This window comes from Ruminococcus sp. 1001713B170207_170306_F1 (assembly GCF_015668065.1).
GTDB lineage: Bacteria > Bacillota > Clostridia > Lachnospirales > Lachnospiraceae > Blautia_A > Blautia_A faecis.
In genome coordinates this window covers 12,013-28,076 of the sequence record NZ_JADPEX010000005.1, presented here as the reverse complement: position 1 = coordinate 28,076, position 16,064 = coordinate 12,013, and the positions used below count along the sequence as shown (strand labels likewise).

Here is a 16,064-nt window from a genome sequence, read left to right as displayed (position 1 = left end):
ATTACTATCACATAAAAAAAGTCCTCCAGCTCTGCACACATACAGGTGCAAGAGACGGAAGACATACATCTTACGCGGTACCACTCTTATTTCATGAATAGAATCCATACACTTATCGGATACGGGATTACTCCTTATATCCTTTCCCTGTAACGGTGGAATCCGGCTGTGTCTACTCTCGCTTCTTCTAATCATTCGAAGTAATTTCAGACAGCTGCTCCAAGGCGAGTTCTACAGTTTCCTTCCGTCATCTCACACCACCCGATGACTCTCTGCGCTCCGGTACCTGTGTACTACTCCTTATCAAAGCATTTCTCTTATATGTTCTTTGTGGTTATTACCTTAACATTTTTCAAGTCACTTGTCAATGACTAATCGGGGCAACAGGATTTGAACCTGCGACCTCACGGCCCCCAGCCGTGCGCGCTACCAAGCTACGCCATACCCCGCGAACAGTTGATATTGTATCAAATGTTATAATAAAAATCAACAGTTTTTTCAAAAAACAAATTAAAATCGTCTGTAAGTGTTACTGTGAACGGAATAGACGGGTAACCCATGTATAACTCTCCTATCCAATTATAAAAGGACCTTGAACGTAGGTAAAACTGCAATTTTATTGAGAAAAATCACAGAAATCAAGGTTTTCGCCCATATACCAAAAGACCTTGACAGCTGGTTTTCCCAGTCCATCAAGGTCAGTTTTTATGCTTGGACAAATTTCTATTGATTGGGAGTTTTGCCCTTTAACAGGATATTTTACTTTGCCTGTTAACAATTATATTAATGCTGTGCATTAATATAATTAACAAGTCCTTCCGCCTTAATGATCTTCTGCATAAATTCCGGGAAGGCCTGCCCTTTAAATTCAGTTCCTTTGGTGCGATTGTAGATCATACCAGAATCAAAATCCACCTCTACCTCATCCCCCTCATCAATGCCCTTGCTTGCTTCCGGACACTCAATGATCGGAAGACCAATGTTGATTGCATTTCTGTAAAAAATTCTGGCAAATGTCTCTGCGATAACACAGCTGACACCAGCTGCCTTAATAGCGATCGGCGCATGCTCACGGGAAGAACCGCAGCCAAAATTCTTAGTTGCTACAATAATATCACCCTTCTGTACTCTTTTTACAAAAGTATTATCAATATCCTCCATGCAATGAGTTGCCAGTTCTGCCGGGTCTGAAGAATTCAGATAACGTGCCGGAATAATAACATCTGTATCAACATTATCTCCATATTTAAAAGCTCTGCCTTTTGCCTGCATGATAAGTACTCCTCCTTATAATCCTAATTCTTCCGGTGCACAAATATAACCGGTTACTGCACTTGCTGCAGCTACTGCCGGGCTTGCCAGGTAAACTTCAGACTCCACATGTCCCATACGTCCTACAAAGTTGCGGTTAGTAGTAGAAATGCAGCGCTCACCAGCGGCCAGAATACCCATGTATCCACCAAGGCACGGTCCACAGGTAGGTGTACTTACAACTGCTCCAGCCTCAATGAAAATCTTAAGAAGCCCCTCTTCCATTGCCTGCAGATAAATTGCCTGAGTCGCAGGAATCACAATACAGCGAAGCCCTTTCTTAACCTTGCGTCCCTTCAGAATCTGAGCTGCAACACGAAGGTCGTCAATACGGCCATTCGTACAGGATCCGATTACAGACTGGTCTACAACAACCGGTTCTCCAATCTCAGAAATGGTCTTAGTGTTCTCTGGTAAATGAGGGAACGCAACGGTTGGTTCCAATGTGCTAAGATCAATTGTGTACTCAGCTTCATAAACAGCATCCTCATCAGCCTCGTATGCTGTATACGGGCGCTTGGAATGCTCCTTCATATATTCGATTGCAAGATCATCAACCGGGAAAATTCCATTCTTTCCGCCAGCCTCAATTGCCATATTAGCAATAGTAAAACGGTCGTCCATAGACAGGTTTTTAATTCCCTCTCCCACGAACTCCATAGATTTATAAAGAGCTCCGTCCACGCCGATCATTCCAATGATATGTAAGATCACATCCTTACCGCTTACCCATTTTTTCGGTTTGCCAACGATGTTAAATTTAATGGCAGACGGTACCTTAAACCATGCTTTTCCTGTAGCCATGCCAGCTGCCATATCAGTACTTCCGACACCAGTGGAAAAAGCTCCAAGAGCTCCATATGTACAGGTGTGTGAATCAGCTCCGATAATCACATCGCCTGCAACTGTAAGACCCTTTTCCGGAAGGAGCGCATGCTCAATTCCCATCTGTCCTACATCAAAATAATTGGTGATATCGTGGCGACAGGCAAATTCACGAACACATTTACAGTGCTCAGCAGACTTAATATCCTTATTCGGAATAAAGTGATCCATTACCAGTGCAATTTTATCTTTGTCAAATACGGTATCTACTGTCATCTTATCCATCTCATGGATAGCTACCGGAGAAGTGATATCGTTTCCAAGAACAAGGTCAAGCTGTGCCTCTATAAGCTGTCCTGCTTCTACATGATCCAGACCTGCATGCGCTGCCAGGATCTTCTGAGTCATTGTCATTCCCATTTTAGTATTCCTCCTGATTCATTGTATGTTGATATTTTAGCACACTTTCTGTTATAATAAAAATACATATTAATCATAGTTATTATAATTTGTAGTTATATATCACTGTTTACTGGTGCTATTCTGTAAGGTATTATTTTGAGCGTAGTTCACAAAAACCTGAGAAACTTGGCGAAAAATCATTCGAATGCGTGATTTTTGTACATTGTAAGATATGCTGTCATGGACAAGGGTAAGCAATATTGTTATATATTCAGGAGGAATTTATGCAGGAAAATCTGTCTCTTTATCATATATTTTACACAGTCAGCCGCACTGGCAATATCTCAACTGCTGCTAAGGAGCTGTACATCAGCCAGCCTGCCATCAGCCGCGCCATTAAGAAGCTGGAAAGCAATCTGGACACCACTCTTTTCAAGCGCAGTTCCCGAGGCGTAACACTCACTCCTGACGGTCAGATTCTATATGAAAAAGCAAAAGGAGCCTTCGACCTTCTTTCCGAAGGAGAAGATTCCATTCTTCACAATCGCTCCAGAGAAATTCCCAGGCTGCGCATTGGTGCCAGCACCACTTTATGCAAATATGTACTTATGCCCAGGCTGAAAGATTTCATTGCTGCCAATCCGCAAATCCGTATTACAATCTCCTGCCAGTCCACCTACCAGACCCTGAAACTTCTTGAAGAAGACAAAATAGACATCGGCCTGATCGGACGACCGCAGAAACTATCCGGATACGAATTTTTGCCCCTGTTGCAGATCCAGGATACCTTTGTCGCTACACACCAATACCTGGAGAATCAGCACCAGCTTTTTCCATCAGAACCCCTTCAGCACACTGCTACTTTCATGCTTCTTGACGAACAGAATATAACCAGACAGTCCGTCAATACCATGCTTCATGAGCACCAGATGCAGCTTGATCACATTCTGGAAGTCAGCTCCATGGATCTTTTAATCCAGTTTGCGCAGGTAGGCTTGGGAATTGCCTGTGTGATCAAAGAATTTGTGCAAAATGATCTTAATAAAGAAATACTTGTGGAAGCGCCTCTGGGGCTGACTTTCCCATCAAGGGAAATCGGATTTGTATGCAAGAAAGGGAGCGAAAATCAGAAGCTTCTGACACAACTGGCAGAAATCTAGAGAAATTCCGCTTCGCTACACCGAAGTAGCGCAAAAAAATCCGGGTTTCCCCGGATTTTTACGGGTCCCTTCGGCTCCGCTTCGCTACACCGAAGTAGCGCAAAAAAAATCCGGGTTTCCCCGGATTTTTTTTGCTTAGTTATTAATAAGCTTATCTTCGCCGTTCCAGCTGTAGAGTTTACGGATTTCTTCGCCAACTTTCTCAGATGGATGCTCAGAAGCTTTCTTTCTCATAGCTTTGAAATGAACCTGACGTCCAGCTGGGCTCATATCAAGCAGGAAGTCTTTTGCGAAAGTACCATCCTGGATATCGGAAAGGATTTTCTTCATTGCTTTCTTTGTATCTTCTGTAATGATCTTCGGTCCTGTGATGTAGTCACCGTACTCAGCTGTGTTGGAGATAGAATATCTCATTCCAGCGAAGCCTGACTGATAAATCAGGTCTACGATCAGCTTCATTTCGTGGATACACTCGAAGTATGCATTTCTTGGGTCATAACCAGCCTCGCAAAGAGTCTCGAAACCAGCCTGCATAAGTGCACAAACACCACCGCAAAGTACTGCCTGCTCTCCAAAAAGGTCTGTCTCTGTCTCTGTACGGAATGTAGTCTCAAGAAGTCCTGCTCTTGCACCACCAATAGCAAGTCCGTATGCAAGTGCTTTGTCAAGTGCTTTTCCTGTGTAATCCTGCTCAACAGCTACCAGACAAGGAGTTCCTTTGCCAGCCTGATACTCGCTTCTTACTGTATGTCCTGGTGCTTTTGGAGCAATCATGGTAACATCTACATTCTTTGGCGGAACAATACATCCGAAATGAATGTTGAAACCATGAGCAAACATAAGCATATTGCCTTCCTCAAGGTTTGGCTCGATATCTTTCTTATACATATCAGCCTGTTTCTCATCATTAATCAGAATCATGATGATATCAGCCTTCTTTGCAGCCTCAGCTGCTGTATATACTTTAAATCCCTGCTCTTCAGCTCTCTTCCAGGATCTGCTGCCTTCATAAAGACCGATAATGACGTCACATCCGGACTCCTTCAGGTTCAGTGCGTGAGCATGTCCCTGGCTGCCGTAACCGATAATTGCGATTGTTTTTCCATCTAATAAAGAGAGATTACAATCTTCCTGGTAAAAAATTCTTGCTGACATTTTCGTTTCCTCCTACTGTGTTAAAACTTAAAAATATATATCGTTAAGGGAATATATATACATATTCTGTGTATGATTATTCATTCCAGAAATACGCCCCTTAGCAAACCAAATAAATAATCCTGCTTTCAGAATTCTCCGCCTGTGGCGGATTGCCTCCTGCGGCATCTGCCTGATCAGCGCTTCCGCAATTACAAAAATTTCACCCCATGAGAGCCTCTCTCAAGACCCATAACACCGGCACGTGCCAGTTCCAGAATCTCGTAATCTCCCATAAGATTAATAAATGCCTCCAGCTTGGTCTTGCTGCCTGTCATCTCTACAATGAGAGAATCCTTGCTCACATCTACAACCTTGGCACGGAAAATATCCGCAATGGAAACAATTCCCTGTCTCTGCTCCGGTGCGGCTGCAACCTTCACAAGAACAGTCTCACGAACTACGCTGTCAGATGGATCCAGGACTTTAATATCCCTTACATCAACAAGCTTCGCAAGCTGTTTCACAATCTGATCAAGAATTGCGTCATCTCCGCTGCACACTACTGTAATACGGGTATAATTCACATCCGCTGTAACTCCGGCAGTGATACTGTCAATATTATAACCACGACGGCTGAACATTCCGGCGATCCGGCTGAGTACACCTGACGTGTTGTCAACTAGTAAAGATAAAATCTTATTTTGCATAAATATAATCCTGCTTTCGTGCTTCAGATTGATATGGTTATCATTATAACAACATAATTTATTTTGTCAATGCTACACTTCAAAAAAGTTTTAATGTTTTATAGCATTAAAGCATTTTTATTCATATAACACACTTTCATTTCACTATTAACATATTTACACAGTATGAAGTATCTATATTTTACGTAAATATTTTATATCAGATATTTACTCTGCAGGTCTGTCACTGTCTTTTGGTTCAAGTAAAGTCCTCTTCTCAAAAAGCGCTCCACATTTCCATATTCCGCATAAATCGTCCGAAACATTCTGTCCAGATATTCTTCTTTTACCCTGAAAAGCGCTGACACTTTATTTACATTTGCAATACTGTCCAGTCTGTTTGCCTCAAGGTAACGCAGCATATAATCCAGTTCTCCTGCCAGGCACACATTGGAACGTATAAAATCCTCCCGGATCACATCTCTGTGAACTCCAAGAGCACAAAGAAGAAGGGCTGTCACTACCCCTACTCTGTCTTTTCCGAAGCTGCAGTGCCAGAGAGCAGCACCATTTTCGTGATGCAGCAGTACATCCATAAATCTGGCACATTGTTTCACTGAATACTGATCCTTTACAAAATTCTCATACTGCTGCTCGATCAGACTCTCTATATCGCCATCATACTCCAGAACCTTTTTCAACATATCATTTGTCTGCAGTATTCCCAAAACACTTTTCGGAGAATCGCTGATAGTCTCTTCATCGATCATGGGGATGTGATAATATTCCACACCCTTCACCACAATGTCCGGTCTTTCATTTCGTTCCAGCTGGTCTCTGAGATCGATCACAGTCTTCAGCTTGAAGTCCTCCTGCAAAACATGCTGATCAGCCATGGAAGCATGATAAAGATTTCCGCTTCGAATAAGCTTCCTGGGAAGGATATGACGCCCATCCTTTGTGGCGATCGCCCCAAGATCTCTTGTATTGGAAAGACTCTGCATCGTAATCCGTCCGCCCTTGGGAAATCCGGTAGCCATTTCCGGATTGAAAAGTTTCAGAATCCGCAGGCAGTCCTGTGCCTCATGCTCCGTCATCTCAAACTGATATCGCTTCTTTCTCCTGGTAATGATCACCAGATAATTAGAGATCATCTGCTTCACTGCTTCTTCTGCATTTTCGCCTTCCCGATGGATATACGCCCAGACAATATCTCTGCAAGGAAGATTATTCTGTATCATATGTCTGAAAAAGATCAGATTTCCATCTTCTACGCGAATCTTACCGTATCTCATATTTCTCCTCCATTCGTTGCCTTTCATTCTTACGATACCACAGAAAACAAAATTTGACAATTATTGGAAAAAGTTTATAATCAAAAAAGATATGTCGGGGTTACTGTGAACAGAATGAACAGCAACATGTTGACAAACTTAGAAAGGTGAATTTTTTATGGATAATCTGATTTTTTGCCTCAATGCAACCATTCCTATTTTTTTGACCCTTATGCTGGGTTATTTTCTTCGAAAAATTAATCTTTATGATGATTCCTTTGTTGCACAGATGAACAAATTTGTATTCAAGGCAGCCTTACCCGCACTTTTGTTTATGAATGTGGCTGAATCAGATTTTATTAAAGTTTGGGATACAAAGTTTGTTCTCTTTTGTTTTGGCGCTACGTTTTGCAGCATTGCCATTTCTATCGGTCTTTCCTTCCTGCTGAATCCAAGGGACATACAGGGAGAATTTGTCCAGGCCTCTTACCGCAGCAGCGCGGCAATCCTCGGCATTGCTATCATCCAGAACCTTTATGGAGATGCCGGTATGGCACCTCTTATGATCATAGCAAGCGTTCCTCTCTATAATGTAATGGCAGTCATGGTTCTCTCTTTTATGAAGCCTGACAATCAGGGAATGAACAAACAGATGCTCCTAAAAACCTTAAAAGGAATTGCCAGCAACCCTATTATTCTTGGAATCCTGGCAGGTCTTATCTGGTCTGTCCTTCGTCTGCCTCTTCCAACGATCCTTTCCAGTACTGTCAATAACCTCGGAAAAACAGCCACACCTCTTGGACTGATGGCCATGGGTGGTGCCCTTCATTTTGGAAAAGCTTTTTCCAGATTAAAAGCAACTATCGCCTGCACTTTTATGAAGCTGATCGGCTTTTGCACCATTTTTCTTCCAGTTGCTGTCAGACTTGGATTTACCCATGACAAGCTGGTTGCCATTCTGATCATGCTTGGTTCTGCTACCACAGTAAGCTGTTATATTATGGCAAAAAACATGGGGCACGAAGGGTCTTTTTCCTCCAGTGTCATTATGCTCACTACATTATTCAGTGCTTTTACTCTCACTATCTGGCTGTTCATTTGCAAAAGTTTAGGATTGATTTAATGGATTCTGCTACATATCCCTGTCAATGCCAGACAGTATCTCATACAACGCCTCCAGGCTATATGGCAAAATATCCTCATCAATCTGAAATTTCGGATGATGCAGCGGATAACCCTTATCAGGAATTCCTGCCAGAAATACACTGAACAAGCCCTTTGTATGTAAAAAATACCGATAGGCATTGTCTCCGGACAAAAACAGCTGCTCCTCGCCTTCCAGAAGAAACTGCTCTCCAAATATCTTCCTTCCTGCAGTTTCCGCAATCCTGGTAAGCTCCGGATCATTTGCAAAAGGCAGAACTGCAGGCTTTGGATATTCCAACTCAATCCTTGTTCCCGTCTTTGCTTCTATTTCATTCAAGGTTTCCTTCAGCCGCTTATCCAGCGCCTGGTAATCTTCTTCATAAGCAGCCCGGATATTTCCCCGAAGAGTCACAAGATCTGTAATAATATTAGAGTATTCTCCACCATGAATGGTTCCGATTCCGATCAGGCAGGGACCTTTTCCTTTATACGTTTCATTAAAATCATGAAGGGCTTTTACCACCAGAGAAGCCGCATAAATACTGTCAATTCCTTTATGAGCCTCACACCAGTGGCTGGATTTTCCATGAACACGGATTTCCATGCCATTGATCATAGCCGAAGCCTGTCCCTCATGCACTGCCATTCCAAAAGACTGATCCACTGCGTAATGAAACATGAGAAAAATATCTGGTTCTCCATCAAGGGCACCTGCTGCCAGCATTCGCTTTGCACCTTCACCGATTTCTTCAGCAGGTTCAAAAAGAAACCGCATCCGCACTGGAAAATCCTCTCCCTCTTCCGCCAGAATCCTCGCCAGCACCAACGCCGAAGCCACGATGCCATCATGACCACAGGCATGCATGACTCCGGCATTTTCCGATGCGTAAGACAGTCCGGTTTGTTCCTGTATAGGAAGTGCATCCATCTCTGCACGAAGCACAACCTTCTTTTTGCCGGCAAAAGCTGCCTCATCCTGACAGGGCTGCTCCGCAATGATCCCCGTAGGCTCCACAATCCGAAACCGATAGCCTAATTTTCCCAGATACTCCTGTATAAAAGCAGATGTCTCAAACTCCTGAAGCCCCAGCTCTGGATGCCTGTGGAAATGACGCCGCAATCTGATCAGCTCTTCTTTGTATTTTTCAAATTTACATTGGTAATTTAATCGCTCTGCCATATTTTATCCTTTACCCTTATCTCGGAGTACGCGAATTGTCTGAAATGATCTAAAGTAACAGCTAAATCAATCCCAGGTGCTCCAACCCGTTTTTAATTCCATAATGAAAAATATCCGTTGTCACGTAATCAGCCAGCTTCTTGATTCCAGGCGCCGCATTTCCCATTGCCACCTTCGTCTTTGCATATTCGAACATAGACAGGTCATTATTGCTGTCACCAAATACAATGGTATCCTCATGTGCAATATCAAAAATCCTGCATACAGCCGCAATGCCAACAGCCTTGGAAAAGCCTTTCGGGATCATCTCAATGGTATCCCCGGCAAGACCTTCCCCCATATGGCCAATAAACTCGTAATAGTCCTCAAGCTCCGCACAGGCCTTCTCAGGATCACTTCCCGGCACGATCTTAGAACTGATCTTATTAATATGAAGGTCGTGTTCATACCCCTTAACAGGGCGCCACTTACCCCCCAGAGCCTTTGTGATCAGATCAGCATACCAGTTAATATCTGTATTATACTCATCCTTATCGTAGTACATCCAGTCGGCACCCTCCATCACCGGAATCATGCCGTATTTCCGAAGGACCTCCACCGAATGCCATGCCTCCTCCGTGGTCATCTCCTTGTTAAAAAGCCTTTTGCCATCTTTCTCAATGGTACATCCACAGGCACTGATCATTCCCGTAAAAGGGATCTGTTCCAGATAATCAGGCACAAACGCCCTGCTTCTTCCTGTACACAGCCATGCCTGATGGCCATTCTTCACCAGTTTTGTAATCGCCTCTACAGCACTGGCCGGTGTCCCCTTTTCAATATCACAGATCGTACCATCAGCATCAAAAAACACTGCTTTTTTGTGAATCTGCTGTCCACTTCCTGTAGAAGAAGCACCTTCATAACTTCCCTTGAAAATGTTATCAGGCATAAAATACCCCCGCAAGCTTTACAAAGTCGCAGGTATCTTTCACACCGGCAGTCTCATAAGGAGAATGCATAGCCAGCTGCGGCAGTCCAATATCTACTGTATTTAAAGCCACCTGCGTATTGGAAATATTTCCCAGAGTGGAGCCGCCGGCTACGTCCGAACGATTCACGTAAACCTGACAGGATACCCCTGCCTCTTTACAGAGTTCCTTAAACATCGCTGCCGAAATACCATCTGTGCAGTACTTCTGGTTCGCATTATACTTCACCGCAATTCCGGCATTAATATGCGGTCGGTTCACCGGATCCGCCTTCTCAGGGTAGTTCGGATGAATCGCATGTGCATTATCCGCAGAGATCATAAAGCTCTTTGCCAGAGAGATCAGATAATCCTCGTAGCTTCTTCCAAGCCCCAGATTAATGCGAAGGAGGGTATCCCGAAGGAAAGTAGATGCAGCCCCCTGCCTGGTGCCGCTTCCCACCTCTTCATTATCCATTACCATATGTACACAGATGCTCTTCTCATTTTTTCCAGCAATCAGTCCTTCCATAGAGGAAAAAGCGCACTGCAGATCATCCAGTCTTGGCGCAGAGACAAATTCCTCCTCACTGCCCCAAACCGTACCAGGCATGCGGTTATAAAGGAACAGATCATGTCCCAGAATGTCCTCTTCTTTCACCCCTGCTGCCTCTGCCACAGTTTTAAAGAAAGATCCTTTAGCGCTCTCCAGGCCATAAAGAGGAAGCATATCCTTCTGCACATTATACTTATAACCGCTGTTCGCCTCACGATTCATATGGATAGCCAGATTCGGGATCATCAACATATCCTTGTCCACAGTCACAAGCTTCTCACAAATCTGTTCATCCTCCTTCACGATCAGACGTCCAGCCACAGAAAGGGGGCGGTCAAACCAGGGAGCCAGAAGCGCACCACCATAAAGTTCCACATTCAGCTTCACATACCCATTTTCCACCATCTCTGGATTCTCCTTGATCTTCAAAGACGGGGAATCACTGTGGCTTGCAATAATATGGAACACGTCGCTGGAAACCTCCGGCACGGTAAATGCAATGATTGCCGAATGATTCCGGATCACAAAATACTTCCCACCGTTTTTTATCTCCCAGTGCTCATCTTCCTTTAACTCTGTAAATCCATTCTCCGTAAATCTTGTTTTCATCATCTCCACTGCCTGAAATGCAGTAGGGCTCTCTTTGATAAATGTAAGTAATTTCTCTGCTGTATGATTCATTTCTAAACTCCTAAATATTTTTCTATACTTTTCCCTTTGCCACACCCCCGCAATCGTTTTGCGAGCCCCGCTCGCCAAAGTGATAAGTCATACCACATTTGAACCAGTTCCAACCGATACACAGGGGAGGTGGCAGCGGGTACTGCTTGTGGGGCTTGGGGATTTTCGGCAGGTTTGCGAGCATAGCAACACTCTCAATCTTTAATAATCAACGCCATAAACACCAGATCCGTATTCCCCGTATTCGCCAGTCCATGACCTCTTCCATCTGGTGTAAAGGTAATATCGCCTGCTTTCACATGTCTCCAGGAAGTCCCATTGTCATTATATTCCCCTTCCCCGGTCAGAATATAATAGGTCTCACTCTCCCCATAATGCATATGAAAACCAAGAGAACATCCCGGTTCCAGAGTCACCTCTGCATAAAGCCCACACTTCCCATTTAACTGCTGCTCATCCAGCAGCTCCTTGATAATCACATGTCCATTCCCCTCACACATATGCTCAATACGATTGATCTTCATATCCAGACTCCTCCTTCGTAAAAGGGCACATCCCCAGCTTTCGCCAGAGATGCGCCCTGTTTTTCAGCTTTCTTCAATTATAATTACAAACTCTTGATCCTGTCAATGGCTTTCAGAGTATTCTCATAAGTTCCAAACGCGGTCAGACGGAAATAGCCCTCTCCATGAGAACCAAAACCAGAACCTGGCGTACCAACCACATTTGCATTTTTAAGGAGATAATCAAAGAACTCCCAGGAAGTCATTTTATCCGGTGTTTCCAGCCAGATATAAGGCGCGTTCACACCACCGGAAACAGAGAAGCCAGCTTTTGCCAGCTCATCATGGATCAGCTTTGCATTTCTCATATAATAGCCAACCTGATCCTTCAGCTGAGCCTTACCTGCCTCAGAATAGACAGCCTCTCCTGCCTTCTGTACAATATAAGGAGCACCGTTAAACTTGGTGCCGTGACGTCTTGCCCACAGACTGTGAAGTGATACCCCATCTCGTACCAGTTCCTTCGGAATAACCGTAAATCCAAGACGAACACCAGTAAATCCGGCATTCTTGGAAAAGCTTCGAAGTTCAATCGCGCATGTTCTCGCACCCTCGCACTCATAAATACTGTGCGGTACATTTTCCTCAGAGATATAAGCCTCATAAGCTGCATCATAAATAATCACACAGCCATTTTTGTTGGCATAATCCACCCATTTCTGCAATTCATCCTTTGTAATAGCAGAACCGGTCGGATTATTTGGAAAGCAAAGATAGATCAGATCCGGCACTTCTGATGGAAATTCCGGCAAAAATCCATTCTCCTTGCGGCATGGCATATAGATCACACCGTCAAAATTCTCATGAACCGTATTATACTCTCCGGTACGGCCCGCCATAACATTGGTATCCACATAAACCGGATAAACCGGGTCACACACAGCAACCTTATTGTCTGTTCCAAAAATCTCCTGAATATTACCAGAATCACTTTTCGCACCATCAGAAACAAAAATCTCATCTGCTGCAATATTGCATCCTCTGTCCTGGTAATCGTTCTTTGCGATTGCCCTTCTCAGAAATTCATACCCAAGATCTGGCGCATAACCGTGAAAAGTCTCTGCGTGAGCCATCTCCTCGACTGCCCCGTGAAGAGCATCAATAATAGCCGGAACCAGCGGCTGTGTCACATCACCAATACCAAGGCTGATCACCTCTTTATCCGGATTCTCTTCTTTATAGGCACGCACTTTTTTTCCAATTGTAGAAAAAAGATAGCTTCCTGGCAGTTTTAAATAATTATGATTAACGGTAACCATCTGATTATCCTCCTGTAAATCTACTTTCTCTTCTCAACCTCAGCCAGCAGCGCCTCTCTCACGCTTGCCGGGTTTGCCTTGCCCTTCATTTCCTTCATGATCTGACCGACAAAGAAGCCCATAACCTTCTCTTTACCTCCAAGAAGCTCAGACAGCGGTCCAGGGTTCTCATCCAGAATCCTGCTGATGGTGCTGCTAAGAAGCCCGGTATCCTCCACGATCTTTAAGCCATGCTCTTCCACATAAGCTACCGGATCAACATCCTCATCAAATACCTTTTCAAATACCTTCTTGGCATTCTGTGGGCTTACCTCCTTCTTATCGACCATTGTGAGAAGATCTGCAAGATGCTGCGGTGTAAATCTTAACTTCTCAGCCTCAATGCCTTTTTCCTTCATAAGACGAAGCACTTCCACCATAAACCAGTTTGCCGCCTTTTTCGGATTGCCGCTCAGCGTAGCCACATCTTCAAACAAAGCAGCCAGATGTCTGGACTCTGTAAGAATCTGGGAATCATACTCCGGAAGACCAAACTCACTCTGATAACGGGCAGCCTTCTCCTCCCGGAACTCTGGCATCTCACTTCTGATTTTTGCGATCCACTCATCAGAAATATGGATCGGCGGAAGATCCGGATCCGGGAAATAGCGGTAATCCTTTGCATCCTCCTTAGAACGCATCGCATGAGAAGACTCTTTATTGTCATCCCATCTTCTGGTCTCCTGGATGACACTTTTACCCATCTCCAGAAGCTCGATCTGACGCTCTCTTTCACCCTCAATAGCATGTGCAATGGCCTTAAAAGAGTTCAGGTTCTTCATCTCTGTTCTGGTTCCAAGTGTATCACTTCCTGCCACTCTCACAGAAAGGTTCACATCAGCACGCATGGAACCCTCCTGAAGCTTACAATCGGAAACACCCAGATACTGCATGGTACAACGAAGCTTCTCCAGATAAGCGATAACCTCATCTGCACTTCTCATATCCGGCTCAGAAACGATCTCGATCAGAGGAACACCGCTTCGGTTGCAATCTACCAAAGAGCAGTCCTCCCACTCATCATGGATCAGCTTACCTGCGTCCTCCTCCATATGCATCTCATGGATCCGGACTTTTTTCTTACCAGCTTCTGTCTCGATCTCCACAAATCCATCATGGCAGATTGGCAGATACAGCTGGGAAATCTGGTAGTTCTGCGGATTATCCGGATAAAAATAGTTCTTACGGTCAAATTTGCAATACTGATTGATGCTGCAGTTTGTGGCAAGTCCTGCGCGCAGGGCAAATTCTACCACCTTTTTGTTTAATACCGGAAGAGAACCTGGCATACCAGTACACACCGGACAGGTGTGGGTATTGGGTGCCCCTCCAAATGCTGTGGAGCAGCCGCAGAAAATCTTTGTTCTGGTGGCAAGTTCTACATGAACCTCAAGTCCGATAATAGTCTCATACTGTTTCATGCTCTCTTACCTCCTTCCTCTGGTGTTCCAAAATTCCCTCTTACGCTTTCATAGGCATGGGCAGCACGAAGGATCTTCCTTTCCATAAAACAGTCTCCGATCATCTGGATTCCGATTGGAAGTCCGGCACTGTCTTTTCCGCAGGGAACTGTAATTCCTGGAAGTCCGCAAAGATTTACGGCAACTGTATAAATATCCCCAAGGTACATTGCCATAGGGTCTTTTAAGCTTTCTCCGATTTTCGGCGCTGTATAAGGAGCTGCCGGGGCAAGAAGCACGTCGTATTTTTCGAAAGCCTGATCAAACTCTTTTTTAATAAGTGCTTTGGTGCGCAGGGCTTTCAGATAATAAGCATCGTAATAACCAGAGCTTAAAACAAAGGAACCAAGCATGATACGACGTTTTACTTCTTCTCCAAAGCCCTCCGTTCTAGTACGTTTATACATATCATGAAGACCGTCATATTCTTTTGCACGATAGCCATATTTTACGCCATCAAAGCGCTCCAGGTTGGAGCTTGCTTCTGCGCTGGCAATAATATAGTATGCCGGAATCATATATTCCATAGTTTTGACAGAGAAAAATTCTACAATTGCTCCCATCTGGGTCAGCACTTTCAGGGTTTCCATAAAGGCATCTTTTACCTCTGGCGAAATTCCCTCTGACAGATATTCCTTCGGAACACCAAATTTCATTCCTGTAATCTTATCTGTCATCTCACTGGAAAAATCCAGGTCTTTTCGGTCAATGGAAGTACTGTCTTTCGGATCATGGCCAGCGATCACTTCCAGAAGTGCTGCGCAATCTGCCACATCTTTTCCAATCGGTCCGATCTGATCCAGAGAAGAGGCATATGCAACCAGCCCATAACGGGAAACCGTACCATAAGTAGGCTTCATTCCTGTTACACCACAATAAGAGCTTGGCTGGCGGATGGAACCTCCTGTATCAGAGCCCAGTGCCAGATAAGCCTCTCCTGCTGCTACAGCTGCACAGGAGCCACCTGATGAGCCGCCTGGAACATGCTCTGTATTCCATGGATTTCTGGTAATGCCATAGGCAGAAGTTTCCGTTGTACTTCCCATGGCAAACTCATCCATATTTGTTTTTCCGATAATGATCATTCCTGCTTTTTCAAGCCGGCTGATCACCTCTGCCTGATACTGGGGAACAAATCCTTCCAGAATTTTTGACGCACAGGTAGTAGGTTTTCCCTGTACACAAATGTTATCTTTGATGGCAATGGGAACACCGGCAAGAGGACCGGTATAAGTTCCGTCCTCAATGCCTTTTTCCACCTCTTTTGCTCTTGCATACGCTTCTTTTTTATAAGTGTCCAGATATGCGTGGATTCTGTTATCTTTTTCCTCTATTTTAGAAAAGACATCCTTGACGCCGTCCAGAACACTGACCTCATGTTTTTTAATCTTATCAGCCAGTTGTAAGGCTGTTAATTTTTCTAATTCCATGTGAAT

14 protein-coding genes, 1 tRNA gene and 1 other annotated feature are annotated in these 16,064 nt (G+C 44.2%); of the genes, 2 read left to right on the top strand and 13 right to left on the bottom strand.

Annotation, left to right across the window (positions count from 1 at the left end):
• Positions 1-47: 47 nt before the first annotated feature.
• Positions 48-316 (bottom strand) — a binding site (T-box leader).
• Positions 317-375: 59 nt separating this feature from the next.
• The 3 genes from I4V84_RS04815 to leuC form a co-directional block, all read right to left on the bottom strand.
• A tRNA-Pro gene (locus I4V84_RS04815) sits at positions 376-449 on the bottom strand.
• Positions 450-783: 334 nt separating this feature from the next.
• Positions 784-1,272, bottom strand: a complete 489-nt coding sequence (gene leuD / locus I4V84_RS04810; RefSeq protein WP_118578464.1) for a 3-isopropylmalate dehydratase small subunit — start codon at positions 1,270-1,272, stop codon at positions 784-786.
• Positions 1,273-1,287: 15 nt separating this feature from the next.
• Positions 1,288-2,556 (bottom strand): 3-isopropylmalate dehydratase large subunit, encoded by a 1,269-nt coding sequence (gene leuC, locus I4V84_RS04805; protein WP_118578465.1) that lies wholly within the window; start codon positions 2,554-2,556, stop codon positions 1,288-1,290.
• A 266-nt stretch (positions 2,557-2,822) separates the two neighbouring features.
• Here leuC and I4V84_RS04800 point away from each other — a divergent pair, with 266 nt between their 5' ends.
• The gene (locus I4V84_RS04800) at positions 2,823-3,698 is read left to right on the top strand and encodes a LysR family transcriptional regulator (protein ID WP_187565693.1); all 876 of its coding nucleotides are present in this window, start codon (positions 2,823-2,825) and stop codon (positions 3,696-3,698) included.
• Positions 3,699-3,833: 135 nt separating this feature from the next.
• Here I4V84_RS04800 and ilvC read toward each other — a convergent pair whose 3' ends face one another.
• The 3 genes from ilvC to I4V84_RS04785 form a co-directional block, all read right to left on the bottom strand.
• The gene (ilvC, locus tag I4V84_RS04795) at positions 3,834-4,853 is read right to left on the bottom strand and encodes a ketol-acid reductoisomerase (protein ID WP_118578467.1); all 1,020 of its coding nucleotides are present in this window, start codon (positions 4,851-4,853) and stop codon (positions 3,834-3,836) included.
• Between the two features lie 191 nt (positions 4,854-5,044).
• Positions 5,045-5,542, bottom strand: coding sequence for an acetolactate synthase small subunit (gene ilvN, locus I4V84_RS04790; protein ID WP_118578468.1), 498 nt, complete (start codon positions 5,540-5,542; stop codon positions 5,045-5,047).
• Between the two features lie 194 nt (positions 5,543-5,736).
• Positions 5,737-6,816: a tyrosine-protein phosphatase gene (locus I4V84_RS04785; protein ID WP_195477482.1), complete on the bottom strand. Its 1,080-nt coding sequence runs from the start codon at positions 6,814-6,816 to the stop codon at positions 5,737-5,739.
• Positions 6,817-6,973: 157 nt separating this feature from the next.
• Here I4V84_RS04785 and I4V84_RS04780 point away from each other — a divergent pair, with 157 nt between their 5' ends.
• The gene (locus tag I4V84_RS04780; RefSeq protein ID WP_173715510.1) at positions 6,974-7,918 is read left to right on the top strand and encodes an AEC family transporter; all 945 of its coding nucleotides are present in this window, start codon (positions 6,974-6,976) and stop codon (positions 7,916-7,918) included.
• A 9-nt stretch (positions 7,919-7,927) separates the two neighbouring features.
• On the opposite strand, the gene I4V84_RS04775 is transcribed toward I4V84_RS04780, so the two are convergent.
• The 7 genes from I4V84_RS04775 to gatA form a co-directional block, all read right to left on the bottom strand.
• Complete coding sequence (locus I4V84_RS04775) at positions 7,928-9,121, bottom strand: M20 family metallopeptidase (RefSeq protein ID WP_195699316.1); 1,194 nt, start codon at positions 9,119-9,121, stop codon at positions 7,928-7,930.
• A gap of 61 nt (positions 9,122-9,182) precedes the next feature.
• Positions 9,183-10,052 (bottom strand): HAD-IIB family hydrolase, encoded by an 870-nt coding sequence (locus I4V84_RS04770; RefSeq protein WP_207748623.1) that lies wholly within the window; start codon positions 10,050-10,052, stop codon positions 9,183-9,185.
• Complete coding sequence (locus I4V84_RS04765) at positions 10,045-11,307, bottom strand: M18 family aminopeptidase (RefSeq protein WP_148462917.1); 1,263 nt, start codon at positions 11,305-11,307, stop codon at positions 10,045-10,047. The genes I4V84_RS04770 and I4V84_RS04765 overlap by 8 nt, the downstream gene beginning before the upstream one ends.
• Before the next feature lie 194 nt (positions 11,308-11,501).
• Positions 11,502-11,831, bottom strand: coding sequence for a cupin domain-containing protein (locus tag I4V84_RS04760; RefSeq protein WP_118578473.1), 330 nt, complete (start codon positions 11,829-11,831; stop codon positions 11,502-11,504).
• Positions 11,832-11,914: 83 nt separating this feature from the next.
• Entirely contained in the window at positions 11,915-13,129 is a 1,215-nt protein-coding gene (locus I4V84_RS04755) for an LL-diaminopimelate aminotransferase (protein ID WP_195699315.1), read from the bottom strand.
• A 20-nt stretch (positions 13,130-13,149) separates the two neighbouring features.
• Positions 13,150-14,589: an Asp-tRNA(Asn)/Glu-tRNA(Gln) amidotransferase subunit GatB gene (gene gatB, locus I4V84_RS04750; protein ID WP_195699314.1), complete on the bottom strand. Its 1,440-nt coding sequence runs from the start codon at positions 14,587-14,589 to the stop codon at positions 13,150-13,152.
• Positions 14,586-16,058 carry an Asp-tRNA(Asn)/Glu-tRNA(Gln) amidotransferase subunit GatA gene (gene gatA, locus I4V84_RS04745; protein WP_195991353.1) on the bottom strand — a complete coding sequence of 491 codons (1,473 nt, stop codon included), beginning with the start codon at positions 16,056-16,058 and terminating at the stop codon, positions 14,586-14,588. The genes gatB and gatA overlap by 4 nt, the downstream gene beginning before the upstream one ends.
• Positions 16,059-16,064: the final 6 nt, after the last annotated feature.

Coding starts and splice junctions, on each gene's coding strand:
- leuD (WP_118578464.1), bottom strand. CDS start 1,272: ATGCAGGCAAAAGGCAGAGCTTTTAAATATGGAGATAATGTTGATACA.
- leuC (WP_118578465.1), bottom strand. CDS start 2,556: ATGGGAATGACAATGACTCAGAAGATCCTGGCAGCGCATGCAGGTCTG.
- I4V84_RS04800 (WP_187565693.1), top strand. CDS start 2,823: ATGCAGGAAAATCTGTCTCTTTATCATATATTTTACACAGTCAGCCGC.
- ilvC (WP_118578467.1), bottom strand. CDS start 4,853: ATGTCAGCAAGAATTTTTTACCAGGAAGATTGTAATCTCTCTTTATTA.
- ilvN (WP_118578468.1), bottom strand. CDS start 5,542: ATGCAAAATAAGATTTTATCTTTACTAGTTGACAACACGTCAGGTGTA.
- I4V84_RS04785 (WP_195477482.1), bottom strand. CDS start 6,816: ATGAGATACGGTAAGATTCGCGTAGAAGATGGAAATCTGATCTTTTTC.
- I4V84_RS04780 (WP_173715510.1), top strand. CDS start 6,974: ATGGATAATCTGATTTTTTGCCTCAATGCAACCATTCCTATTTTTTTG.
- I4V84_RS04775 (WP_195699316.1), bottom strand. CDS start 9,121: ATGGCAGAGCGATTAAATTACCAATGTAAATTTGAAAAATACAAAGAA.
- I4V84_RS04770 (WP_207748623.1), bottom strand. CDS start 10,052: ATGCCTGATAACATTTTCAAGGGAAGTTATGAAGGTGCTTCTTCTACA.
- I4V84_RS04765 (WP_148462917.1), bottom strand. CDS start 11,307: ATGAATCATACAGCAGAGAAATTACTTACATTTATCAAAGAGAGCCCT.
- I4V84_RS04760 (WP_118578473.1), bottom strand. CDS start 11,831: ATGAAGATCAATCGTATTGAGCATATGTGTGAGGGGAATGGACATGTG.
- I4V84_RS04755 (WP_195699315.1), bottom strand. CDS start 13,129: ATGGTTACCGTTAATCATAATTATTTAAAACTGCCAGGAAGCTATCTT.
- gatB (WP_195699314.1), bottom strand. CDS start 14,589: ATGAAACAGTATGAGACTATTATCGGACTTGAGGTTCATGTAGAACTT.
- gatA (WP_195991353.1), bottom strand. CDS start 16,058: ATGGAATTAGAAAAATTAACAGCCTTACAACTGGCTGATAAGATTAAA.